The 24,615-nt window shown below is 71.9% G+C and carries 18 protein-coding genes and 1 tRNA gene; 11 read left to right on the plus strand and 8 right to left on the minus strand.

The window, feature by feature from the left end; all coding sequences use genetic code 11:
* Positions 1–109: 109 nt before the first annotated feature.
* Positions 110–580, minus strand: a complete 471-nt coding sequence (locus BMY40_RS03930; protein WP_093655290.1) for a PPOX class F420-dependent oxidoreductase — start codon at positions 578–580, stop codon at positions 110–112.
* 151 nt (positions 581–731) lie between these two features.
* Between BMY40_RS03930 and BMY40_RS03935 the strand changes: the two genes are divergently transcribed.
* Together BMY40_RS03935 and pepN are read left to right on the plus strand one after the other, a co-directional pair.
* Positions 732–1,037, plus strand: a complete 306-nt coding sequence (locus BMY40_RS03935; protein ID WP_093655292.1) for a chorismate mutase — start codon at positions 732–734, stop codon at positions 1,035–1,037.
* A 120-nt stretch (positions 1,038–1,157) separates the two neighbouring features.
* Positions 1,158–3,692, plus strand: coding sequence for an aminopeptidase N (pepN, locus tag BMY40_RS03940; RefSeq protein ID WP_093655294.1), 2,535 nt, complete (start codon positions 1,158–1,160; stop codon positions 3,690–3,692).
* A 77-nt stretch (positions 3,693–3,769) separates the two neighbouring features.
* Here pepN and BMY40_RS03945 read toward each other — a convergent pair whose 3' ends face one another.
* Together BMY40_RS03945 and BMY40_RS03950 are read right to left on the minus strand one after the other, a co-directional pair.
* Positions 3,770–4,195 carry a hypothetical protein gene (locus BMY40_RS03945; protein WP_093655296.1) on the minus strand — a complete coding sequence of 142 codons (426 nt, stop codon included), beginning with the start codon at positions 4,193–4,195 and terminating at the stop codon, positions 3,770–3,772.
* A 302-nt stretch (positions 4,196–4,497) separates the two neighbouring features.
* Positions 4,498–6,303, minus strand: a complete 1,806-nt coding sequence (locus BMY40_RS03950; protein WP_093655298.1) for a bifunctional metallophosphatase/5'-nucleotidase — start codon at positions 6,301–6,303, stop codon at positions 4,498–4,500.
* Between the two features lie 403 nt (positions 6,304–6,706).
* On the opposite strand from BMY40_RS03950, the gene pyk reads away from it, so the two are divergent.
* Positions 6,707–8,140, plus strand: coding sequence for a pyruvate kinase (gene pyk, locus BMY40_RS03955; protein WP_093655300.1), 1,434 nt, complete (start codon positions 6,707–6,709; stop codon positions 8,138–8,140).
* Between the two features lie 113 nt (positions 8,141–8,253).
* Here pyk and BMY40_RS03960 read toward each other — a convergent pair whose 3' ends face one another.
* A complete protein-coding gene (locus tag BMY40_RS03960) occupies positions 8,254–9,036 on the minus strand; it encodes a helix-turn-helix domain-containing protein (protein ID WP_093655302.1) in 783 nt (260 codons plus the stop codon).
* A 110-nt stretch (positions 9,037–9,146) separates the two neighbouring features.
* Positions 9,147–9,221 (minus strand) — tRNA-Leu (locus tag BMY40_RS03965).
* Between the two features lie 123 nt (positions 9,222–9,344).
* On the opposite strand from BMY40_RS03965, the gene BMY40_RS03970 reads away from it, so the two are divergent.
* The 6 genes from BMY40_RS03970 (at position 9,345) to BMY40_RS03995 (ending at position 15,867) form a co-directional block, all read left to right on the plus strand.
* Positions 9,345–9,998 carry an ANTAR domain-containing response regulator gene (locus BMY40_RS03970; protein WP_093655803.1) on the plus strand — a complete coding sequence of 218 codons (654 nt, stop codon included), beginning with the start codon at positions 9,345–9,347 and terminating at the stop codon, positions 9,996–9,998.
* A gap of 470 nt (positions 9,999–10,468) precedes the next feature.
* Positions 10,469–11,629 carry a branched-chain amino acid ABC transporter substrate-binding protein gene (locus tag BMY40_RS03975; RefSeq protein ID WP_093655304.1) on the plus strand — a complete coding sequence of 387 codons (1,161 nt, stop codon included), beginning with the start codon at positions 10,469–10,471 and terminating at the stop codon, positions 11,627–11,629.
* Between the two features lie 176 nt (positions 11,630–11,805).
* On the plus strand, positions 11,806–12,729 hold the full coding sequence (locus tag BMY40_RS03980) for a branched-chain amino acid ABC transporter permease (RefSeq protein ID WP_093655306.1): 924 nt from the start codon (positions 11,806–11,808) through the stop codon (positions 12,727–12,729).
* Positions 12,726–14,126 carry a branched-chain amino acid ABC transporter permease gene (locus BMY40_RS03985; protein ID WP_245769819.1) on the plus strand — a complete coding sequence of 467 codons (1,401 nt, stop codon included), beginning with the start codon at positions 12,726–12,728 and terminating at the stop codon, positions 14,124–14,126. The genes BMY40_RS03980 and BMY40_RS03985 overlap by 4 nt, the downstream gene beginning before the upstream one ends.
* A complete protein-coding gene (locus BMY40_RS03990; RefSeq protein WP_245769820.1) occupies positions 14,123–15,106 on the plus strand; it encodes an ABC transporter ATP-binding protein in 984 nt (327 codons plus the stop codon). Before BMY40_RS03985 ends, BMY40_RS03990 begins: the two co-directional genes overlap by 4 nt.
* The gene (locus BMY40_RS03995; protein WP_093655308.1) at positions 15,103–15,867 is read left to right on the plus strand and encodes an ABC transporter ATP-binding protein; all 765 of its coding nucleotides are present in this window, start codon (positions 15,103–15,105) and stop codon (positions 15,865–15,867) included. Before BMY40_RS03990 ends, BMY40_RS03995 begins: the two co-directional genes overlap by 4 nt.
* A gap of 111 nt (positions 15,868–15,978) precedes the next feature.
* On the opposite strand, the gene BMY40_RS04000 is transcribed toward BMY40_RS03995, so the two are convergent.
* From BMY40_RS04000 to BMY40_RS04010, 3 genes are all read right to left on the minus strand, one after another.
* Positions 15,979–16,872 (minus strand): trypsin-like serine protease, encoded by an 894-nt coding sequence (locus BMY40_RS04000; RefSeq protein ID WP_245769821.1) that lies wholly within the window; start codon positions 16,870–16,872, stop codon positions 15,979–15,981.
* A 112-nt stretch (positions 16,873–16,984) separates the two neighbouring features.
* Positions 16,985–17,458, minus strand: coding sequence for a PaaI family thioesterase (locus tag BMY40_RS04005; protein ID WP_093655310.1), 474 nt, complete (start codon positions 17,456–17,458; stop codon positions 16,985–16,987).
* A 79-nt stretch (positions 17,459–17,537) separates the two neighbouring features.
* Entirely contained in the window at positions 17,538–19,838 is a 2,301-nt protein-coding gene (locus tag BMY40_RS04010; RefSeq protein WP_093655312.1) for an FdhF/YdeP family oxidoreductase, read from the minus strand.
* A gap of 92 nt (positions 19,839–19,930) precedes the next feature.
* On the opposite strand from BMY40_RS04010, the gene polA reads away from it, so the two are divergent.
* Both polA and BMY40_RS04020 read left to right on the plus strand, forming a co-directional pair.
* Positions 19,931–22,675, plus strand: coding sequence for a DNA polymerase I (polA, locus tag BMY40_RS04015; protein WP_093655314.1), 2,745 nt, complete (start codon positions 19,931–19,933; stop codon positions 22,673–22,675).
* A 501-nt stretch (positions 22,676–23,176) separates the two neighbouring features.
* The gene (locus BMY40_RS04020) at positions 23,177–24,589 is read left to right on the plus strand and encodes a lytic transglycosylase domain-containing protein (RefSeq protein ID WP_425443067.1); all 1,413 of its coding nucleotides are present in this window, start codon (positions 23,177–23,179) and stop codon (positions 24,587–24,589) included.
* Positions 24,590–24,615: the final 26 nt, after the last annotated feature.

Genomic DNA, 24,615 nt, shown 5'->3' on the forward strand with positions numbered 1-24,615 from the left:
CGGGCGGCAGGCCGCCTCGGACGGCCGCCCGCACCGCGCGGACGCACAGACCGCGGCGCCGACCCCCTCCCCGACCGGGGGCCGGCGCCGCGCCGCGTCCGCGGACGGGTCAGGACCCCTGGGCCAGCCGGGCCGGGAAACCGCCCGTGGCCACCGGACCCCAGCGCACCGGAGTGATCCGCAGCAGCGACTTGCCCTGCCGCACCATCGCCTCGCGGTACTCGTCCCAGTCCGGGTGCTCACCCGCGATCGCCCGGTAGTACTCCACCAGCGGCTCCACCGCCTCGGGCACGTCCAGCACCTCGGCGGTGCCGTCCACCTGCACCCACGGACCGTCGAAGTCCTCCGACAGCACGATCACGCTCACGGCCGGATCACGGCGGGCGTTGCGCGCCTTGGCGCGCTCGGGATACGTCGAGACCACGATCCGCCCCGCGCCGTCCACCCCGCACGACACCGGCGACCCCTGCGGGGAGCCGTCGGCACGGCGGGTGAGCAGCACCGCCCGGTGGCGGGGGCGCACGAAGTCCAGCAGCTCGTCGAGACCGACACGGGTGTTGGTGGCGATGGAAGGGCTCATGATCCGAGCCTATGCCGCCCCCGCCCGGGCGCCGCACCCAGCACGCCGCGGCCCGCCCACCGTCCCGCACGTCCCGCACCCCGCCCACCGTCGCCGTCCCGCCGGACCGGGATCGGGAGGGGAAGACCCCGAACGCATAGGGTCGGTGACCATGACGAACAGCGAGATCGACCCGTCGGTGCAGGCAGAACTCGACCGGCTGCGCGACAGCATCGACAACATCGACGCCGCCGTGGTGCACATGCTCGCCGAACGCTTCAAGTGCACCCAGCAGGTCGGCCGCCTCAAGGCCGAACACCGGCTGCCCCCCGCCGACCCCGCCCGCGAGGCCCAGCAGATCGCCCGGCTGCGCTCCCTCGCCGAGAACGCCAAACTCGACCCGGCCTTCGCCGAGAAGCTCCTGAACTTCATCATCGCCGAGGTCATCCGCCACCACGAGACCATCGCCCGCTCCTGACGAGCCCCCGCCGCCCCGGCCGCACGGCCCCGGTCCCGCGGCCCCGCCCACCACCGGCCGGAGGGCACGGCGCGGGACACCCGGTGCGCCCCGCCCGGCCGATACGGCAGCATGAGCGCCATGCCCGCACTGACCCGCGAAGAGGCGCGGAGCCGAGCCCGGCTCATCGACGTCCAGCACTACGCCATCGACCTCGACCTGACCCGGGGCGAGGAGGCCTTCGGCTCCGCCACCACCGTCCGCTTCACCACCCGCGAAGCGGGCGACACCTTCGTCGAGGTACGGCCCCGCACCCTCCACCGGGCCGTCCTCGACGGACACCGCCTCGACACCGCCTCCCTCGCCGACGGGCGCCTGCCGCTGACCGGGCTGAGCGCGGGCGAGCACGAACTGCGCATCGAGGCCGACATGGCCTACTCGCGCACCGGCGAGGGCATGCACCGCTTCACCGACCCCGCCGACGGCCGCACCTACCTCTACACCATGTGCTTCCAGACCGAGGCCCCCCGCGTCTTCGCAGCCTTCGACCAGCCCGACCTCAAGGCCCCCTTCACCGTCACCGCCACCGCACCCCAGGAGTGGACCGTCCTCGGCAACGGCACCGCCCGCCGCGTCGAAGGGCAGCCCGGCCGCTGGGAGTGCGCCCCCACCCCGCCACTGAGCACCTACTTCGTGGCACTGGCCGCCGGCCCCTGGCACTCGGTGCGCACCGAGCACGCCGGCATCCCCTTCGGCCTCCACGTACGCCAGTCCCTGGGCAGCCACCTCGACGACGACGCGCAGGAACTGCTCGACATCACCCGCGCCTGCTTCGACCGCTACCACGAGATCTTCGACGAGCCCTACCCCTTCGACTCCTACGACCAGGCGTTCGTCCCCGAGTTCAACGCCGGCGCCATGGAGAACCCCGGACTGGTCACCTTCCGCGACGAGTACATTCACCGCTCCGCCGTCACCGACACCCAGCTCCAGAGCCGGGCCGTGACCATCGCCCACGAGATGGCCCACATGTGGTTCGGCGACCTGGTCACCCTGCGCTGGTGGGACGACATCTGGCTCAACGAGTCCTTCGCCGAGTACATGGGCTACCAGGTCGTCGCCGAGGCCACCCGCTTCACCGGCACCTGGACCGAGTTCGCCGTCGACCGCAAGTCCTGGGGCTACGACGCCGACCAGCGCCCCTCCACCCACCCCGTCGCCCCCGAGCCCGAGGCGGTGCCCGACACCGCCACCGCCCTGCTCAACTTCGACGGCATCTCCTACGCCAAGGGCGCCTCCGCACTGCGCCAGCTGGTCACCTGGCTCGGCGAGAAACCCTTCCTCGCCGGAATCAACGACCACTTCGCCCGCCACCGGTTCGGCAACGCCACCCTCGCCGACCTCCTCGACTCCCTCGCCCGCGCCTCCGGCCGCGACGTCCACACCTGGGCCGAACGCTGGCTGCGCACCAGCGGCGCCGACACCCTCACCCCCCGCGTCACCACCGACACCACCCCCGGACGGGACGGCCGGCGCTGGCACCTGGAGATCGCCCACACCGGCAACCGCCCCCACCGCGTCACCGTCGGCCTGTACGACCTGGACGGCGGAACCGGAAACGAACGCCTGGCACCGCGCGAACCACTCACAGCCGACATCCCCGCCGACGGCGGCCGCACCCTCACCGCCGACGGCCCCCGCCCCGACCTCGTCCTCCTCAACGACCGCGACCTCACCTACGCCAAGGTCCGCCTGGACACCGGCTCCTGGCACACCGTGCGACGCGCCCTGGCCCAACTGCCCGACCCGCTCACCCGCGCCACCGTCTGGAACGCGGCCCGCGACATGGTCCGCGACGGCCAACTGCCGCCCGCCGACTACCTGGACACCGCACGCGCCCACCTGCCCCACGAGAGGGACGACGCCGTCGTCGCCGGCGTACTGGACTTCGCCCGCCACGAGATCGCCGACCGCTACCTGCCGCCCGGGCAGCGCACCGCCGCCCTGGAGGCCCTCACCGACCTCGCCCTCACCCTGCTGGAACGCGAACCGGCCGGCGGCGGACGCGACGGGGGGATCCACCTGACCGCCGTACGTGCCGCCATCGACAGCGCCACCACCCCCGGCGGCCTCCACCACTGGTGGACCACCGGCACCCTCCCCGGCGGGCGCCCCCTCGACCACGAACTGCGCTGGCGGCTACTGCACCGCCTTGCCGTCCTCGGCGCCGTGAACACCTCCGACATCGGCGCCGCACTCGACGCCGACCCCAGTGCCACCGGCACCGAGGGCGCCGCACGCTGCCGCGCGGCCCTGCCCGACGCCACCGCCAAGGAAGCCGCCTGGCAGGCCCTGTTCGACGAGTCCGACACCCTCTCCAACTACCTGCTCAAAGCCACCTTCCAGGGCTTCTGGCACACAGAGCAGCACGACCTGCTGCGCGACTACGTACCCCGCTACTTCGACCGGGCCCCCGCCCTCGCCGCCCGCCGCGGCCCCGCCATCGCCCAGGCACTGGGACGGCACGGCTTCCCCCGCCCCTTCACCGACGCCGACACCCTGGCCCTGGGGCAGCGGTGCCTGGCCGACGACCTGCTCACCCCCGCCCTGCGCCGCCCCCTCGCCGACGAACTCGACGACCTCGCCCGCGCCCTGCGCGTACGCGCGGCACACTGACGCCCCGGGGTGCCGGGCCCCGTCCGCGGACGGGGCCCGGCACCCACGCGCTCACTGGTCGGCGCACGGATCGCTTCTCAGGAACTCATCGCGGTACGCGACGATGAACTTCTCCATGGCATCGGCATCTGGTACCCCGCCGTTCCTTGCCCTGGCCGTGAGGAAGATGTCCCGTCTCTCCCCTGTTCCGTGCATCGCACCACGGCCACCGCGTCTTCATCGGAGTACACGTAATTCCCGTCGGCGGATTTCCTGTCCGGGTCCGCGTAGGCTTGCCGGAGTGCGAAGCGCTCCGCTGACCAGCCGGGCTCCCACCATTCCCAAGCCATGATGAAGACGTTGTCTCCATCGAATGAAATCTCGCAGGACCAGTCGGCCTCGTCGAAGTCCTTGGCGGCCGCCGTGTTGTAGTCGTGAACGGCGTCGGTGCGGGCATCGCTCATGATGCCCGCCATCACGGCGCCGGGAGCGACCGCACTGCTCACCTTCTGCTCCAGGGACACCTCCGACTTGTCCTTTGTTTCGCCGGAGGTCCCGGGACAGCGCCAGCCGCTCCTTGTTCTCCTCGGCCTTGGCGGCCGTACCGGTGCGGGCGTCCTCCGCCGCCTCCGGGGCCGGCCTCGTTCGGCCGCGTTCCGGTACCGCTCCGCTCCGAGGCCTTCGCCACCGGAGCGGCCCACTGCTCGTCGAACGACACACGCCCTCCCCCGAGTCGGCGAATCCCCCGTGTCACCGGCCATAACAGTGCGGATTCAACGCGCGCGGGCGGTCCGGACCGCCCGCGCGGAAAGCCGGCCACCGACCCTCAGAAGACCTGGACCCCCTCGCGCACCAGCCGCCAGTCCACCGAGGCGAACCGCGCCGGGTCGATCTCCCCGTTCTCCCGCACCCACGTGATGATCGTGTTGCGGATCTCCTCCGAGTTCGCCCACACCTGGCGGGCCGACGCCACATGCGGGAAGTTCCCGCCCCCGTTCGCCCGGTAGTTGTTCACCGCCAGCACGAACCGGTCGCCGTCCGCCACCGCACGGCCCCCGAACGCCAGGCCCACGATCCGCGCCCCCGGCTCCCGCGCGATGTCGATGTCGTACGAGACACCGCTCACCGCGTCGTAGTTGTAGTCCGGGATGCCGCCCGCGTTCGTCAGCTCCTCCCGGACCACCTCCGCGCCCGCCGGAACCGTCGCGTAGTAGCGCGCCGAGAACTCCAGGTACTCCCGCAACTGCGCGCCCGTGATCAGCCGCGCCTCCAGGGTGTTCTCGAACACGTACAGCCCCGCCACGTCCCGGATCGTCACCTCGCCCGCCGGGATCGCCGCCGTCCGCGAGAAGCACGCCGCCTGCGACAGCACCGGCAGCCCCGCGTGCTCCGTGCCCGCCAGCGCCTCGCGCACCGTCTCGGCCTGCACGAAGTTGACGAAGTCGATGACCGGGGTGTCCCGGTACGGCGCCTCGGCCGCCGACATCGCCTCCACCGAGGTCCCGACCACCTGGTTGACGTACGCCACGACCTCCGCGTGCTCGTCCCCCAGCAGCCGCGTGATCGCCGGATCCTCCTCCACCGTGCTCGAATCGAGCACCTCCGCCGAGACCGACTCCACCTCCCAGCGCCCCCGGTCCCACACCAGCTCGAAGTCGAAGACCGACAGCCGCTGCCCCCACTTCAGCGGCTCCGACAGCACCACCTCGCGCCCGGTCTCCGCGTTCACCACCCGGCGCTCGGCGATCTCGGCGTGCGCGTGGCCCACCAGGATCGCGTCGATGCCCGGAACCCGCTCGGCCACCAGCGCCGCCGCGTTCTCCACATGCGGCAGCCGGTCCCCGTAGGAGGACGTGCCGCTGGTGCCCGAGTGCGCCGAGACGACCACCACGTCCGCGCCCATCGACCGCAGCCGGGGCACCCAGAACGCCGCCTGCTCCTCCAGACCGGGAAAGGTCATCTTCCCCTGCACATGAGCCTTGTCCCAGACGGCGATCCCCGGGTTGGTCAGCCCCAGCACCGCCACCCTCACGTCCCGCCCGTGCGGTGTGCGCAGCCTCCCCATCCAGTACGGCGGGAAGGCGGGGCGGCCGGTTGCCGCGTCCAGCGCGTTGGCGCCCAGCAGCGGGAAGTCGCACTGCTCCTCGAACTTCCGCAGCAGCGGAATACCGTAGTTGAACTCGTGGTTGCCCAGCGCCGCCGCGTCGTAGCCGATGGCGTTCATCGCCTGCGCCATCGGATGCACCGGGCCGTTCCCACCGGTGATCGGATCGACCTTGGCGTAGTAGTAGGACAGCTGGGTGCCCTGGATGGTGTCGCCCGCGTCGATCAGCAGGGTGCTGCCGCGGCCCCGCTCGGCGCGGATCCGGTTCACCAGGGTCGATATCTTGGCGAGCCCGATGTCGTTGTGGCGGCTGTCGTCGTACTCGGCATCGGTGAAGTAGTCCCAGTTGAAGACGTTGCCGTGCAGATCCGTCGTCCCCAGCACGGTGAACGAGTGGCGCTTCGCCGCACCCCGCCGCCCTCGGCCGTCCTCCCGGGCCTCGGCGGGTGCCGCGGCCGCGCCCGCCAGGGCGACACCCGCCCCGGTCGCTGCGGTACGGCCCAGAAAGCCTCTGCGGTCGAGCGGCATGCTGCTGTTCTCCTCGCGATCGTGCGCCTCGCGCCTTCGGGCGGCGCGTACGGCCGCCTCCGTGGCGACGCGCGTAGACTCCGTCGCGGGCAGTGTCCCTGTCAACAGCGGGCGGGCGGGGCGGGTCCTTGGGCCGGCGCCGGCGGAGCCCGGAAGGGGCAGCGGAGGCGGGAAGCGGGGGAATGAGGCGTTCCGCGATTTCCGGGCGGTTGTCCGACGACTCCCGCGCAGCCGGGAAAGAAAGCCCGCAGCCGCCGTCATATGCCGCCGGAGAAAACGGGAATGCTCATCCGAGCGGCCTCGTGCCCATTTCACAAGTTGTTAACGGCCCTATATGGAACGGCCGTTGAACAGTTCCCTCTCCACAGTTCCCTACCGGCGGGTAAGTCGTAGGGTCGCCACCATGCGCCGCGCGAAAATCGTCTGCACCCTGGGCCCCGCCACCGACTCGTACGAGCAGATCAAAGCGCTCGTCGAAGCCGGGATGGACGTCGCCCGCCTCAACCTCAGCCACGGCGCCCACGCCGAGCACGAGGAGCGCTACCACCGCGTGCGCCGGGCGTCCGAGGCGACCGGCCGCAGCGTCGGCATCCTCGCCGACCTTCAAGGCCCGAAGATCCGGCTCGGACGATTCCGCGAAGGCCCCGTACTCCTCGAACGCGGCGAGGAGTTCACCATCACCACCGAGGACGTCGAGGGCGACCGCGAACAGTGCGGCACCACCTACGAGGGACTCGCCGACGACGTCACACCCGGCGAACTCGTCCTCGTCGACGACGGCCGCGTCGCCCTGAAGGTCACCGCCGTCGACGGCTCCCGCATCCGCACCGAGGTCACCGAGGGCGGCATGGTCTCCGACCACAAGGGCCTCAACCTCCCCGGCGTCGCCGTCTCCGTACCCGCCCTCTCCGACAAGGACGTCGACGACCTGCGCTGGGCACTGCGCACCGGCGTGGACGTCATAGCCCTCTCCTTCGTCCGCAGCGCACGCGACATAGCCGACGTCCACCGCGTCATGAAGGAGGAGGGCCGCCACCTCCCCGTCATCGCCAAGATCGAGAAACCCCAGGCGGTGGAGAACCTCGCCGAGATCGTCGCCGCCTTCGACGGCCTCATGGTCGCCCGCGGCGACCTCGGCGTCGAGATGCCCCTGGAGACCGTCCCCCTGGTGCAGAAACGCGCCGTCGCCCTCGCCCGGCGCAACGCCAAGCCGGTCATCGTCGCCACCCAGATGCTCGACTCGATGATCGACTCCTCCCGGCCCACCCGCGCCGAGGCCTCCGACGTCGCCAACGCCGTCATGGACGGCACCGACGCCGTGATGCTCTCCGGCGAGACCAGCGTCGGCAAGTACCCGGTCGAGACGGTCAGGACCATGGGCCGCATCGTCGCCGCGGCCGAGGAGGACATGCTCTCCCAGGGCCTCCGCCCCCTCACCGAGAGCGCCAAGCCCCGCACCCAGGGCGGCGCCGTGGCCCGCGCCGCGGCCGAGATGGGCGACTTCCTCGGAGCCAAGTTCCTCGTCGCCTTCACCCAGTCCGGCGACACCGTCCGCCGCCTGTCCCGCTACCGCTCACCGGTCCCCGTCCTCGCCTTCACCCCCGACCCGGCCACCCGCGCCCAGCTCAACCTCACCTGGGGCGTGGAGACCTTCCTCGGGCCCACCGCGCGCAGCACCGACGAGATGGTGGAGCAGGTCGACCGGCGGCTGCTGGAGATGGGGCGCTGCGAGAGGGGCGACAAGGTGATCATCACCGCCGGCTCGCCGCCCGGCGTCCCCGGTACCACCAACATGGTCCGCGTCCACCGCATCGGCGAGGAGCACCCCGTCCGCTGACCCGGCCCCGTACGGCCCGACCGGCAGCCCCGTGAACCGGGAAGCCCCGGCCGCCGCCCCGCGCCAGCGGCGGCCGGGGCTTCCCCCGTCCCCGCGCACCCGCCCGCCCCCCTTCAGTGCTTGGGGCCGATGTGCGCGTCCATCAGCGCCACGGACGCCCGGCGGGCGACGGAGACGTTGTACGCCCCGGTGGGGCGGCGTACGGCCCGCCACTCGACTCCCAGCCGGTCCAGGGTCTCTCCGTAGATGCGCACGATGTCCTCGGAGGTGTTGGTGAAGAAGTACCGCGGGTACTCGTAGCGCTTGCGCACGCCGCCGACGGGACGTGTCGTCCAGTTGGTGATCCGGCAGCCGTCGGAGTGGACGAGCCCCCGGACCAGCTCCCAGGGGTGCTCGTCGGTGATCTCCTGCTGCCAGGACTCCAGGGCGATGCGCCGCCCGTGCTTCCTGCCCGGCCCGTGCTGGGGAAACAGACAGGTCCAGTGACGGCCGTAGGAGGTGACCATGACGCACCCCTGCGTCTGTACGAGGTAGGCGTTCCGGTCCGGCAGGACGGCGGTGATCGCCTCGCGGCACGCGGTGATCAGACCGGGCCAGGCGTCCGCGCAGGTGATCCGCAGGTAGTGGCCGTCACGCCGGGGGTGCGCGCTGAGGCAGCCGTCGCCCAGGTAGAGGCCGAGCAGGTATGCGTAGGCGGGCCTGTCGGCGGGGAGGGACGGCTCGGGTCCGCACCGGAAGCAGTCCTCCTCCCGTGAGGCGTTCGGGAGCGGCCGGACGCGGATCTGCCAGGCGCGGATCGCGGAGCGGGATATCCCGGTCTGTCTGCTGACGGAATTGAGGCTGCGGCCCTGGTCGACGAGGGCGAGGACACGCTTCCGCGTGGCGAGGTCGTACATGCTCGCGAGCGTGTACGAGAGACTGTTCCCCGGGGGCGGATCCGAGGGGTGTTCCCTCTGATCAGTGAAGTTTTCCCGCTTTGCTTGCAACCTTGGAAATGAAGGTAAAGTGCCCCGGGTCGGATTCGAACCGACACTGTATGGGTTTTGAATCCATTGCCTGCTGCCAATTGGGCTACCGGGGCCATGTGAATCGAAGGCTGGGGCCTCCCGACGTAGGTACACCTTACAGGAACTAGGTAGGCTCTTGTGGTCCACCTGGCCGGAAAACGAGGAGCCCAGTGAGCACCGCGGACATCCCCGAGCCCATCAGCACCGACGCCGGCGCCGACAGCGGAGCCGGCGCGGCCGGCGAGCGGGCGCACGTGCCTCCGGAGACGACGCGGGTCGTCATCGCCGAGGACGAGGCGCTGATCCGCCTGGACCTCAAGGAGATGCTGGAGGAGGAGGGCTACGACGTCGTCGGCGAGGCCGGGGACGGGCAGCGGGCCGTGGACCTGGCGCGGGAGCACCGGCCGGATCTGGTGATCATGGACGTGAAGATGCCCGTGCTCGACGGGATCTCGGCGGCCGAGAAGATCGCCGAGGAGTCGATCGCCCCGGTGCTGATGCTGACCGCCTTCTCGCAGCGCGAGCTGGTGGAGCGGGCGCGGGACGCGGGCGCGATGGCGTACCTGGTGAAGCCGTTCAGCAAGAGCGACGTGGTGCCCGCCATCGAGATGGCGGTGTCGCGGTTCAACGAGATGAAGGTGCTGAGCCGGGAGGTCGCCGACCTCGCGCAGCGGCTGGAGACGCGGAAGCTGGTGGACCGGGCCAAGGGGGTGCTGCAGACGCAGTACGGGCTGACCGAGCCGGCCGCGTTCCGGTGGATCCAGAAGACTTCGATGGACCGCCGGCTGTCGATGAGGCAGGTGGCCGAGGCCGTGATCCAGGACGCGGAGGAGAAGAAGCAGCAGCGGTGACGCCGCGCGGGGGTGTGCGGGGCCGTTCGGTGCCGTCCGGGGGTGCGGCCCGGGTGCGGCGGAGGGCGTTGCCGGTGCCGGGCCGCAAAGAGCGGGTCGCGTTCGCCTTCGGCGGCGCCGGCCCCGTGTGAGCTGGGGGTGTCGGAGGGGGAGGGGGGATTCCGGATCTTCGTGTGGGCCGTGTGCGGTCGCAAGTGGGTTGCGGCGGACGGGTTTTGTGACCGGCGGTTGGGAATTCGCCGGGTCCGACCCCTGATGATCTTTCCCTTTCTGTCCGTTCTCCGGTAAGGAGTGTTCTGTTTCCGGCGCATGGCGCAGGTCACAGGGAGATCACATCTGCCGCTCTCACCTATCTGGTCTGCTTCTGGGGCAATAGATTCCGGGCCACACCGCACGTACGTACGTGCGGACCGCGACGCCGGAACGGTACGGCGGTCGTCGTGATCTGAGCAGGCTCCAGGGGGTTCCACGTGCTCAACAAGACCATCGTCAAGCTGGCCATTCCCATGGCCGTCGGCGCGCTCGCGCTGACCGGTTGCGGCGGAGGGGACAGCGGCAGCGGCGACGCGTACAAGATCGCCTTCCAGGGCCCGCTCTCCGGCGACAACGTGCAGCTCGGCCAGAACATGGAGAACGGCATCAAGCTGGCGATCGACCAGGCGAACGCCGAGGGCGACCTCGGGTTCAAGGTCGAGTACGTCCCGGTCGACGACCAGGGTCTGCCGGACAAGGCGACGGCGGCCGCGCAGAAGGCGATCGACGACGAGGACGTCGTCGCGGTGATCGGCCCGGCGTTCTCGGGTCCGGCGGACACGGCCGCCGAGGTGTACGGGGCCGCGGGCCTGGTGGCGCTGTCGTCGTCGGCGACGCGCCCGGACCTGACGACCAAGGGCTACGAGACGTTCCTGCGCGCGGTGCCGAACGACAGCGCCCAGGGCGCGGGGATGGCGAAGTACCTGTCGGGCAAGGTCAAGGCCGAGAAGGTCGTGGTGGTCGACGACAAGACCGACTACGGCATCGGCCTGGCGGACGTCGCCGAGAAGGACCTGAAGGCCGCCGGTGTGGACGTGGTGCGCCAGAGCGTGCCGCAGAAGACGCCGGACTACAGCGCCGCGGCGAAGAACGTCACCAAGAACAAGCCGGACGCGCTGATCTACGCGGGCTACTACCAGGACGCCGGCCCGTTCGCCAAGAAGCTCAAGGAGGCGGGCTTCGACGGTGTGGCGATGTCGGGTGACGGCACCAACGACGCGCAGTTCATAGAGCTGGCGGGCGACGCCTCGGACGGCTGGCTGCTGACCTGCCCGTGCACGGACGCCACCAAGGAGGACGCGACGAAGAAGTTCGCCGCGGACTACGAGAAGGAGTTCAAGCAGGCTCCGGGCACGTACTCGGCCGAGTCGTACGACGCCGCGATGATGATCATCGAGGAGATCAAGAAGCTCCACGAGGACGGCGGCGTCGAGCGCCAGGCGCTGGTGGACGCTCTGCGCGGGGCGAAGTACAAGGGTCTGACGAAGGAGTTCTCCTTCGACGACAAGGGTGAGTTCACCAACCAGACCATCTACCTGTACCAGGTCAAGGGCGAGGGCATCGAGTACCAGGGCAGCGTCGACGAGCTGGCCGGCTGAGCAGGCCGACGCTTCCGGCCGGCCGGCGCGGTGGGTTCGCTCCCGCGCCGGCCGGCGTGACACCCGGTGGACACCGCCTTCGTGCCGGGCGTCCGCCTCCGTGATCCTCGCGCCGCCCGCTCCCCGAGTGCTGAACGCACGGCCGGGCGGCACATTCCCACAAGGAAGACAGTTCGATGTCCCTCAGTGAGTTCTGGGACTTCCTCGTCCTAGGGGTGGTGCTCGGCAGTCTCTACGCCGTCATCGCCATCGGCTACACGCTGGTGTACGGCGTGCTCCAGCTTCTGAACTTCGCGCACAGCGAGGTCTTCATGTTCGGCGGTTACGGGGGCCTGCTGGCCCTGACCGCCCTGATTCCCGAGTCGACGCCCTCCGGCATGGGCTCGGTCGCCTACGTCCTGATCGGCATGCTGGCCGGTGCCGCGCTGGGCGGCGCGGTGGCCTTCGGTCTGGAACGTGTGGCGTACCGGCCGTTGCGCAGACACCACGCGCCGCGCCTGGTGTTCCTGATCACCGCGATCGGCGCCTCGTTCTTCCTGTACAACCTGGCGGGCAAGCTGTTCGGCCGCAATCCGCTGCCGATGCCGTCGATGTACGAGAACAAGAAGGTGCTGAGCGTCTTCGGCGCCGAGCTGACGATCACGCAGGTGCTGATCCTGGTGTCGGCGGTGGCGATGATGGTCGGCCTGGACTACGTGGTGAACCGCACGAAGATGGGTTCGGGCATCCGCGCGGTGGCGCAGGACCCGGAGGTCGCGTCGCTGATGGGCGTGGACATCGACAAGGTGGTGTCCCGGACGTTCGTGCTCGGCGGTCTGCTGGGCGGTGCGGCCGGCTTCCTGTTCGGCACCAACAGCCAGGTCTGGTACACGATGGGCTTCCTGCCCGGTATCACGGCCTTCGCGGCGGCGGTGCTGGGCGGTATCGGCAATGTGCGCGGCGCGATGCTGGGCGGTCTGGTGCTGGGCGTGGTGGAGACCATGACGGTGGGCCTGTGGGGTGACGACTGGCGTTACGTCGGTGCCTTCGTGGTGTTGGTGCTGGTGCTGATGGTCCGTCCGACCGGCATTCTCGGCGAGCGTGTGGGGAGGACGGCGTGAGCATCAAGACCTCGACTGCGCAGGGGGCCGGGCAGGACTCGCCGAAGAGCGCCACGGCGCCGCTGTCGGCGGCGGCCCGGCTACGGAGGGTGCACTGGTACCAGGAGCCGCGCTGGCGGCGGCTGGGCGCCCTGCTGGCGCTGGCGGTGACGCTCAGGCTGATGACGGGCGAGGAGGGCACCACCCAGGATCTGTTCCTGGCGCTGCGTGAGGACTTCACCGGTGTCGGTCTGTGGGTCTGGCTGGCGATCGCGGTGGCGGTCTGGGCGGTGCGGGAGTTCCTGGCCGACCAGACCTCGCGTGCGGTCAAGGGCACGAAGAAGGTCTCCTCCGGCCCGCTGGAGCGGGTCCGTCAGGTGTGGTCGGCCGGCAAGCGGGTGCGCATGGGCGTGCTGACGGCCGTGCTGGCGCTGGTGGTGTTCGGGCCGCTGGGGGTCGAGCGGTACTGGCAGCAGGTGCTGGTGGACCAGATCGCGATCTTCGTGCTGCTGGCGATCGGCCTGAACGTGGTGATCGGCTGGGCGGGTCTGCTGGACCTGGGCTTCATCGCGTTCTTCGCGATCGGCGCGTACAGCGCGGCGTACTGGACGGGCGCGCTGCCGGTCCAGCCGCCGGTGGCGCTGAACAACTTCCTGGTGCTGCCGATCGCGGTGCTGACGTGTCTGGTGGCGGGGGTGATCCTGGGCGCTCCGACGCTGCGGCTGCGGGGCGACTACCTGGCGATCGTGACGCTGGGCTTCCACGAGATCGTCTACCTGGTGGCGAAGAACGCCGACGGGGTGACGGAGGGCGCGCGCGGTGTGAAGGTCGAGCGGTTCAGCGTCGACCTGGGCTTCTTCTCCTACGAGTGGAAGCTGGACCCGATGCCGTACTACTGGCTGCTGGTCGCCTTCGTGGTGCTGGCCATCTTCCTGTTCCTGCGGCTGGAGCACTCCAAGGTGGGCCGGGCGTGGACCGCGATCCGGGAGGACGAGGTGGCCGCGGCGGCCACGGGTGTGCCCACGGTGCGGTACAAGCTGATGGCGTTCGCGATCGGTGCGTCGACCTCGGGTGTGGCCGGGGTGGCGTACGCGAGCAAGGTCGGGTACTTCAACCCGGAGAACTTCGCGATCCTGCTGTCGATCCTGGTGCTGGCCTATGTCATCTTCGGCGGCATGGGGTCGATCCCCGGGGTGCTGTTCGGCGCCGCGTTCCTGGTGTGGCTGCCCGAGTACCTGCGCGAGTGGGTGGATCCCAAGGACCGCTACATGTACCTGGGCGCTCTCCTCGTCATCATGATGATCTACCGGCCGCAGGGCGTGCTGCCCTCCCGCCGCCGCAAGCGTGAGCTGCAGATGGCGGAGGCGGGGATCGGCGGAGCCGACGCGACCGGCCCGGCGGAAGGCAGGCAGCCGTGACCACCGAGACGGTGAAGAAGGAGCAGGGGCCGGCGGACGGTTCGGCCGGCGCCGGTGAGCTGGTGCTGGAGACGTCGGGCGTGACGCTGCGGTTCGGCGGTCTGACCAGTCTGGACGACGTCGCGCTGCGGATGCGGCGCGGTGAGGTGCTGGCGGTCATCGGGCCCAACGGTGCGGGCAAGACGTCGCTGTTCAACTCGCTGACGGGCGCGTACGTGCCGCAGGAGGGGCGGATCGTCTTCCGTCCGCGTGCGGGCGGCGAGCACTCGCTGCTGGGCGCCAAGCCGCATGTGGTCAGCCAGTGGGGTCTGGCGCGCACGTTCCAGAACATCCGGCTGTTCGGGGCGCTGACCGCGCTGGAGAACGTCAAGATCGCGGCGGAGACCCGGCTGAAGGCCGGTCCGGTGTCGATCATGCTGGGGCTGCCGAACGCGCGGAAGGCCGAGCGGGCCAGCGACCGCCGGGCGCACGAGGTGCTGTCGTACGTCGGCCTGCTGGAGAAGATGAACGAGCTGGCGGGGTCGCTGAGTTACGGCGACCAGCGGCGGCTGGAGATCGCGCGGGCGCTGGCGACGGATCCGGAGGTGCTGCTGCTGGACGAGCCGGCGGCGGGCACCAACCCGACGGAGAAGCTGGAGCTGGAGGAGCTGATCCGGCGGATCAACACCGAGCTGGGCGTGAGCGTGCTGCTGATCGAGCACGACATGCGGCTGGTGATGTCGGTGGCCGACCGGGTGATGGTGCTCAACTTCGGCAAGAAGATCGCCGAGGGCTCCCCGTCGCAGGTGCAGCAGGACCCGGCTGTGATCGAGGCGTACCTGGGCTCGGTGGCCGAGGAGGACGAGGCCGCGGTGGCGGAGATCGTCACCGAGGGCGGTGCCGAGGACGGGGCCGAGGGCGCGGGCGCGGAGGAAGAAGCCGGGGCCGGGGCCGAATCCGGTGCCGAGGCGCCGCAGCGGGACACCAAGGAGCACGAGTGAGCGTCACCACGGATCTGAAGAAGGAGCCGCAGGGCGGCGAGCCGGCCGCCCCGGTGGTGCTGGAGCTGCGGGATCTGCGGGTGTTCTACGGCGCCATCGAGGCGCTCAAGGGCGTCAACCTGACGGTCCGCCGCGGTGAGGTGGTCGCGCTGCTCGGCGCCAACGGCGCGGGCAAGACGACCACGCTGCGGACGGCGTCGGGGATGATCGCGCCGCGCGAGGGGCAGGTGCTGCTGCACGGGGAGCGGATCGACGGCATCAAGTCGCACGATCTGGTCCGGTTCGGCATCGGCCATGTCCCCGAGGGGCGCGGGGTGTTCCCGCGGATGACGGTCCGGGAGAACCTCCAGATGGGGGCTTACCGGTTCAAGTCGGTGGACAAGGCCGACATGGACCGGGTGTTCACGCTGTTCCCGCGGCTGGGTGAGCGCAAGAGCCAGCTGGGCGGGACGCTGTCGGGCGGTGAGCAGCAGATGCTGGCGATCGGCCGCGCCCTGATGGGCAAGCCGGAGGTGCTGCTGCTGGACGAGCCGTCGATGGGTCTGGCGCCGCTGATCGTTCAGCAGATCTTCGAGATCGTCAAGGAGATCAACGAGCAGGGCACCACGGTGCTGCTGGTGGAGCAGAACGCCGCCCAGGCGCTCCGGATGGCCGACCGCGGGTACGTGCTGGAGACCGGCGCGGTGGCGATGGAGGGCGAGGCGTCCGAGCTGCTGTCCGACCCGCGGGTGCGGGCGGCCTATCTGGGCGAGGGCGCCTGACGGCTCCCCCTCGTCGGGTACGGCGGCGGTGCCGCGGCGGCCTCCCGGCCGTCGCGGCACCGCCGTCCGCGCGTCCGGCCGGACGCGCGGACGGTCCGGCGGGTGCGCGGGTCAGGGCAGGTCGGTGTAGGGGGCGAGGAAGGCGCGGGCGCCGGGCGCGTCGAGGCGGTAGGCCACGTTCGTGGCGTAGCAGGGGGCGTCGCCGGTGATGGTGGTGCCGACCAGGACGCGCTCGCCGTCGATCTCGGCGAAGTTGGGGCCGCCGGAGTCGCCGTAGCAGGCGCCGCCGTTGCCCTGCGGGGCGGTCATGGCCACGCGCACCCACGCCTTGTTGAGGGCGTTGAAGGAGGTGGGGGCCTTCATCCGCACGCCGCCGCCGGGGTGGGTGTGGCCGCCGGGGCCGCGCTGGGCCTCCTGGGTGCCGTAGCCGGCGACGGTGAAGCCGGCGCCGTCCAGTGCCTTGGGGCCCAGGGCGTCGAGCTGCCCGGCGGTGGGCAGGGCGGCCGGGGTGAAGTCCCAGCGGTCGGCCATCCGGCCGGCGGGGACCTCCACGACGGAGATGTCGCGGGTGTCGGTGGCGGGGCCGGGGTACTCCGGGTGGTTGTGCGCGGTGCCCTCGACGGCGACGGCCGCGGCGACGGCGGCCGGGTCGCCGGGGTGCTCCCGCGCGGCCGCGTCGAGGGCGGCCTGTACGTCCTGCTCCAGGGAGACGTGGAAGCGGGCGCCGGCCGGCCAGTCGGTGGTGCAGTGGGCGGCGGTGAGGAAGGTGTCGCGGTCGATCATGGTGCCCGAGCAGAACCAGTCGACGCGGTCGGGGGTGGTGGCGTCCTCGTCGTGGTCGTAGGTGACGACCAGGGCCCCGACCTCGGTCCGTTCGGGGGCGGGGGAGGAGTTGTAGGTGCTGATGGCCGCGGCGGGGAGGGCTGCGGCCACCGTGAGCGCGGCGGCGGCCGTGGTGACGGCCGCGGCGCGCTTGCGGGGGGATGTCAGGCGTGTGGCCCGCACGATCGGTGTCCTTTCGGTCCCGGCCGCCCCGGTGGCGGCCCGGACCGGTATCGAAGCGCATCGGACCGGGTGCGGAGAACCCTTTGACCTGTGCTTTTTCGGTGAGGGTCGGTCAGTTGCGGTAGGCGTCCCCGGGTGCGTCGCGCAGCATGCAGGTGAGCCGGGCGCTGCACACGCGGCGGTCCTGCTCGTCGGTGACGGAGATCTCGTAGGTGGTGGTGGACCGGCCGCGGTGCACGGGGGTGGCGGTGCCGGTGACGGTGCCGGAGGTCAGTCCGCGGTGGTGGGTGCAGTTGAGGTCCACGCCGACGGCGAGCTTGGTGGGGCCGCCGTGGAGCATGGCGCCCACGGAGCCGAGGGTCTCGGCCAGCACGGCGGAGGCGCCGCCGTGCAGCAGCCCGTAGGGCTGGGTGTTGCCCTCGACGGGGAGGGTGCCGACGACCTTCTCGGGCGCGGCGTGGGTGATGACCAGGCCCATGCGCTCGCCGAGGCGTCCGGCGGAGAACAGGGCGGGCAGGTCGATGCCGAGCCCGGCCCACTGGTCGAGGATCTCCTGGGGGAAGACGGTGCTGGTCGGCTCGCCCATGGGCGCGTGGCTCCGATCGTCGTGCCGGGGCCGGTGGGGCACGGCCCTGCGGCGGGTGATGGATGTGCTCTACACCGTCTTACTTATCAGAGGAGTCGGCGGGCCCCCGGGCGGGGGTGAGGCGGATCACCACGGACTTGCTGGCGGGGGTGTTGCTGGTCTCGGCGGTGGCGTCGAGGGGGACCAGGACGTTGGTCTCGGGGAAGTAGGCGGCCGCGCAGCCGCGGGCGGTGGGGTAGTGGACGACGCGGAAGCCGGGCGCGGTGCGCTCGCGGCCGTCCTCCCACTCGCTGGTGAGGTCGGCGTAGGAGCCGTCGGGCAGGCCGAGCGCGGCGGCGTCGCCGGGGTGGACGAGGACCACGCGGCGGCCCCCCTTGATGCCGCGGTAGCGGTCGTCGAGGCCGTAGACGGTGGTGTTGTACTGGTCGTGGGAGCGCAGGGTCTGCAGCAGCAGGCGGCCGGGCGGGAGGTGCGGCCAGGACAGCGGCGCGGCGGTGAAGTTGGCCTTTCCGGTGGCGGTGGGGAAGCGGCGCTCGTCGCGCGGGGCGTGGGGCAGGGCGAAGCCGCCGGGGCGGGCGACGCGGGCGTTGAAGTCGGCGAAGCCGGGGATGGTGCGGGCGATGCGGTCGCGGATCGCGGCGTAGTCGGCCTCGAACTCCTCCCAGGGCACGGGGTGGCCGGGGCCCAGGACGCGGCGGGCCAGCCGGCAGACGATGGCGGGCTCGGACAGCAGGTGTTCGCCGGCGGGGGCGAGGCGCCCGCGGGAGGCGTGGACGACGCCCATGGAGTCCTCGACGGTGACGAACTGCTCCCCGGAGGCCTGGACGTCGCGCTCGGTGCGGCCGAGGGTGGGCAGGATCAGGGCGCGGGCGCCGGTGACGCAGTGGGAGCGGTTGAGCTTGGTGGACACGTGCACGGTCAGCCGGGCCCGCCGCACGGCCGCCTCGGTCACCTCGGTGTCGGGCGAGGCGGCGACGAAGTTGCCGCCGAGGGCGAAGAACACCTTCGCCCGCCCGTCGCGCAGGGCACGGATGGCGTTCACCACGTCCAGGCCGTGCTCGCGCGGCATGGGGAGGCCGAACTCCGCCTCCAGGGCGTCCAGCAGGGCGCCGGAGGGCTTCTCGACGATGCCCATGGTGCGGTCGCCCTGGACGTTGCTGTGGCCGCGCACCGGGCAGACCCCGGCGCCGGGGCGGCCGACGGCGCCGCGCAGCAGCAGGAGGTTGACGATCTCGCGGATGGTGGGCACGGCGTGCCGGTGCTGGGTCAGGCCCATGGCCCAGCACACCACGGTGCGCTCCGAGGCCAGCACCAGTTCGGCGGCGCGGTCGATGTCGGCCGGGGCCAGCCCGGTGGCGCGCAGCACGTCGGCGGGGTCGGTGGCGCGGGCCGCGGCGGCGAACTCCTCGTACCCGTGGGTGTGTTCGCGGACGAAGGCCTCGTCGACCCCGCCGTCGGCCTCCAGCACCCGGCGGCACAGCTCGCGGAAGAGGGCCTGGTCGCCGCCGATGCGGATCTGCAGGAACAGGTCGGTCAGCTGCGTGCCGGAGCCGGCCAGGCCGCGCAGGGTCTGCGGGTTGTCGAACCGCTCCAGGCCGGCCTCGGGCAGCGGGTTGACGGTGATGATCCGCGCGCCGCCCTTCTTGGCCCTCTCCAGCGCGGAGAGCATCCTCGGGTGGTTGGTGCCCGGGTTCTGGCCGGCGACGATGATCAGGTCGGCGCGGTGGAGGTCCTCCAGGAGCACGCTGCCCTTGCCGACGCCGAGGGTCTCGGTCAGCGCGGCGCCGGAGGACTCGTGGCACAGGTTGGAGCAGTCGGGAAGGTTGTTGGTGCCCAGGCAGCGGGCCAGGAGCTGGTAGAGGAAGGCGGCCTCGTTGCTCGTGCGGCCGGAGGTGTAGAAGACGGCCTCGTCGGGGGAGTCCAGGGCGCGCAGTTCGCCGGCGACGATCTCGAAGGCATCGTCCCAGCCGATCGGCTCGTAGCGGCCGGATCCCTCGGCCAGGTACATCGGGTGGGTGAGGCGGCCCTGCTGCCCCAGCCAGTACCCGGAGCGCGCCGCCAGGTCGGCCACGGGGTGCTCGGCGAAGAAGGCGGGGGTCACCCGCCGCAGCGTGGCCTCCTCGGCGACGGCCTTGGCGCCGTTCTCGCAGAACTCCGCGGTGTGCCGCCGTTCCGGCTCGGGCCAGGCGCAGCCGGGGCAGTCGAAGCCGTCTTCCTGGTTGACCCTCAGCAGGGTCAGCGCGGTGCGCCGCACCCCCATCTGCTCCCCGGCCACGCGCAGGGACCGGGCGACGGCGGGCAGCCCGGCGGCGCTTCGGCGCGGGGGGCCTACCCGGGGGGCGTCCTGGACGGGGTCGGTGGCGGGCGGCCTGCGTCTCATGACCGGTGATCCTGCCACGCGCCACCGGCGCGCGACAGTGGCTCCAGGGCGGCCCGTGAACCGGTGTCGGTGGTGCGTGGCAGGATCGGGGCGTGGCCAACAAAGCATCGAAAGCGACCGCAGCGAACTCCTCCGATCCGTCCGAGTCCCAGGACAGGCGCCTGCTCCTGCTGGACGGGCACTCCCTCGCCTACCGGGCGTTCTTCGCGCTGCCCGAGGAGAACTTCTCCACCACCACGGGGCAGCCGACGAACGCGATCTACGGTTTCGCCTCGATGCTGGCGAACACGCTGCGCGACGAGGACCCCACCCATCTGGCGGTCGCCTTCGACGTGTCGCGCACGACCTGGCGCACCGAGGAGTTCGCCGACTACAAGGCGAACCGCTCCAAGTCGCCGGACGGCTTCAAGGGGCAGGTGGAGCTGATCGGCGAACTGCTGGACGCGATGGGCATCCGGCGGTTCGCGGTGGAGGGCTTCGAGGCGGACGACATCATCGCCACCCTGGCCACGCAGGCGGTGGCCGAGGGCTTCCACGTCTCGATCGTCACCGGCGACCGGGACTCCTTCCAGCTCGTGAACGACGCGACGACGGTGCTGTACCCCACCAGGGGGGTGTCGGAGCTGACCCGCTTCACTCCTTCGATGGTGGAGGAGAAGTACGGCCTGACCCCCGAGCAGTACCCGGACTTCGCGGCCCTGCGCGGCGACCCGTCGGACAACCTGCCCGGCATCCCCGGGGTGGGCGAGAAGACCGCCGCGAAGTGGATCAGGCAGTTCGGCTCCCTCGCCGAGCTGCTGGAGCGCGCCGACGAGGTCAAGGGCAAAGTCGGGGAGAAGCTGCGCGAGCACCTGGACAGCGTCCGGCTCAACCGGCGGCTGACGGCGCTGGTGTGCGACGTGGAGCTGCCGGCCGGCCCGGCGGACCTGGTGCGGGTGCCGTACGACCGGGGGGCGCTGGAGGTGGTGCTGGACGCGCTGGAGTTCCGCAACGCCGGTTTCCGCGACCGGCTGTACGCGGTCGACCCGGGCGCGTCCGGCCAGGAGGAGGCGGCCCCGGCGGACGGTGTGGAGGTCGACGGGGTGGTCGCCGGCGCGGGTGAGCTGGCCCCCTGGCTGGCCGAGCACGCCGCCTCCGGCTCCGATCCGCTGGGTGTGGCCACCGTCGACAGCTGGAAGCTGGGCTCGGGCAGCGTCGCCGAGATCGCCCTGGCCACCGGGCGTGGTCCGGCCGTGTGGTTCGACCCGTCCCAGCTGGACGAGGCCGACGAGCGGGCGTTCGCGGCGTGGATCGCCGACGGGGCCCGGCCGAAGGTGATGCACGACGCCAAGGCGGTGATGCGGGTCTTCGCCGAGCACGGCTGGAGCGTGGCGGGCGTCACGATGGACACCGCGCTGGCCGCCTACCTGGTGCAGCCGGGCCGCCGCTCGTTCGCCCTGGAGGCGCTGTCGGTGGAGTTCCTGGGCCGGGAGCCGGCCCGGCCCGCCGAGAGCAGCGGGCAGCTGGCGCTGGGCGCGGACGAGGAGGCCGAGGCGGACGCGCTGATGGCCCGGGCCCGCACCGTCCTGGATCTGGGCGGGGCGCTGACCGGGCGGCTGAAGGAGGTCGGCGCCTCCGGTCTGCTCCAGGACATCGAGCTGCCGACCTCGGGCCTGCTGGCGCGGATGGAGCGGGCGGGCATCGCCGCGGACCGCGAGTGGCTGGGCCGTATGGAGCAGCAGTTCGCCGCGGCCGTCCAGCAGGCGGTGCGCGAGGCGCACACCGCGGTGGGCCACGAGTTCAACCTCGGCTCGCCGAAGCAGCTGCAGGAGGTGCTCTTCGGCGAGCTGGGCCTGCCCAAGACCAAGCGGACCAAGACCGGTTACACCACGGACGCCGACGCGCTGACCTGGCTGGCGACGCAGACCGAGCACGAGCTGCCGGTGATCATGCTGCGCTACCGCGAGCAGTCCAAACTGCGCACCACCGTCGAGGGCCTGATCAAGACGATCGCCGCCGACGGCCGCATCCACACCACCTTCAACCAGACGGTCGCCGCCACCGGCCGGCTGTCCTCCACCGACCCCAACCTGCAGAACATCCCGGTGCGCACCGACGAGGGCCGGGCCATCCGCCGGGGCTTCGTGGTCGGCGAGGGGTACGAGTCGCTGCTGACGGCCGACTACAGCCAGATCGAACTGCGGGTGATGGCGCACCTGTCGGAGGACGAGGGCCTGATCGAGGCGTTCACCTCCGGCGAGGACCTGCACACCACCGCCGCCTCCCAGGTCTTCGAGGTCCCCAAGGACCGGGTGGACCCGGAGATGCGCCGCAAGATCAAGGCCATGTCGTACGGGCTGGCCTACGGGCTGTCGGCCTTCGGCCTGTCGCAGCAGCTCGGCATCACCGCGGACGAGGCGCACAGGCTGATGGACGCCTACTTCGAACGCTTCGGCGGGGTGCGCGACTACCTGCACCGGGTGGTGGAGGACGCCCGGGCCACCGGCTACACCTCCACCATCCTGGGCCGCCGCCGCTATCTGCCCGACCTCAACAGCGACAACCGCCAGCGCCGCGAGATGGCCGAGCGGATGGCGCTCAACGCCCCGATCCAGGGCACCGCCGCGGACATCGTGAAGATCGCGATGCTGAAGGTGGACCGGGCGCTGGGCGAGGCGGGGCTGCGCTCGCGCATGCTGCTCCAGGTGCACGACGAGATCGTGCTGGAGGTCGCTCCGGGTGAGCGGTCCCGGGTGGAGGAGCTGGTGCGCCGCGAGATGGCCGGGGCCGTCCGGTTGAGGGCGCCGCTGGACGTCTCCGTGGGCTCCGGCGAGAACTGGGAGGACGCCGCCCACTGAGGCGGCCGCGGAAGGCCGTGTGCCGCCCGGGGGCCGGAGACGGCCCGCCCGGGGCGGCACACGGCGGTCCTCCGCGCGGGGAAGCGGGCGGAGACGGCCCGCGGCCGGTCCCGGGAGCCCGGATCCGGTCCAAGGCGACCGCGAGCGCCGCGAGCGCTCGCGGAACGGTCGGCCGCGGAAGACGGCGAACGGCGGTGAACGTCCGGTGGAACGGTCGTGTGCGTTGCCGCGTCGTCCTCGAGTGTGGTGGATCGGGTGCCGAACTTGCCGTAGTGTCCCGCTCGTTACCGTTCGCGGGGAGGCGGCGCGCTCGGAGCGCGAGCACACCGCGCGCGCCGGGCGAACCGGGCACACAGGACGTACACAACCGTACAGGGCGTCTGGGACGCGCCGCATCCGGCGGATGCGGCGCGGCAGCGCGGGACAACAGCGTGGAGGGTCTGGCAGATGGCGGCTCGGCGGCTCGTGGGCAGGGTCCGAAGGGGCGTTACCAGCACCGCGGTGGCGGCGGCGGCGATGGCCGCGCTCACCGCGTCGCAGGGACCCGGCCTGGAACTGGTGCAACCCGGCGGCCGGGAGGCGGCCGGCTCCCCGGAGGCGTCCGACCTTCCCGCCGACGGCAACTCCCCCTACCACACCGAGCTTCCGCCGCTGGTGAAGCCGGACAAGCCCGGATCCTCCAGCGACCTGCCGGAGGCCACCGGCCCCGCCGAGTCCGGCATACCCGCCACCGTTCTGGCCGCCTACAAGCGGGCGGAGCGGACCCTCGGCGAGGAGCGGCCCGGCTGCAACCTCCCCTGGCAACTCCTGGCCGCGATAGGCAAGGTGGAGTCCGGGCAGGCACGCGGCGGAGCCGTGGACGCCCAGGGCACCACCCACAAGCCGATCCTGGGGCCCGCGCTCAACGGCGTGGGCTTCGCGCACATCTCGGACACCGACGGCGGCGCGTACGACGGCGACACCCGCTACGACCGGGCCGTCGGGCCGATGCAGTTCATCCCGTCCACCTGGGCCAACTGGGGCGCGGACGGCAACGGCGACGGCCGCAAGGACCCGAACAACATCTACGACGCCGCCCTCGCCGCCGGGCGCTACCTGTGCGCGGGCGGCAGGAACCTGTCGGACCCGGCCGACCTGGAACGGGCCATCCTCAGCTACAACCAGTCGCGGGAGTACCTGCGCACGGTGCTGTCCTGGCTGGACTTCTACCGCAAGGGCGCCCACGAGGTCCCCGACGGCGAGGGAGTGCTGCCCGACAGCCCCGGGGCGGGCAACGAGTCGCGGCCCGCGCGGCCGGGCGGAAAGCCGGCCGCCGGCTCCACCGAGCGTCCGGGGGAGAAGGCCGGCGACCGGAAGAACGAAGGCGGCGGCGGGAAGGACGGGGACGACGCGAAGCCCTCGCCGAAGCCGCCCGTCTCCAAGGACGGAACGATCGCCCCCCTCCCGCCGGCCGACTCCGAGGAGCCCGAGGCGCCGGGCGAGGAGCCGGAGGAGCCCGGGAACCCCGAGGAGCCGGGGGAGGAGCCGGAGCAGCCGGGGGAGGAGCCCGAGACCCCCGAAGAGCCCGGCGAGGAGCCCGAAGAGCCCGGGGAGGAGCCGGAGGAGCCCGGCGAGGACCCCGACTGCCCGGTGGACCCGGAGGACCCCGAGAACCCGGAGGAGCCCGGCGAGAGCACCGAGGAGCCCGCCGGCTCGCCCTCCCCGACCCCGAGCGGGGAACCGGGCGAGGACTCCGGGGACCCGGAGCAGCCCGGGGACGACCCGGAGGACCCCGAGGACCCCTGCGGGGACGAGGACACCGAGAACCCGGACGAGCCCGGGCAGGACGAGGGCGGCAGCGGTCCGCAGGACGACGGGGAGCAGACTCCCGCCCCGACCGCCGGCGCCACCGTCCAGGCCCGCCAGGAGGACTGAACCGCCGCGCTGCGGGGCCCGGCAGC

The sequence above is a fragment of the Streptomyces radiopugnans genome, from assembly GCF_900110735.1.
Taxonomy (GTDB): Bacteria; Actinomycetota; Actinomycetes; order Streptomycetales; family Streptomycetaceae; genus Streptomyces; species Streptomyces radiopugnans.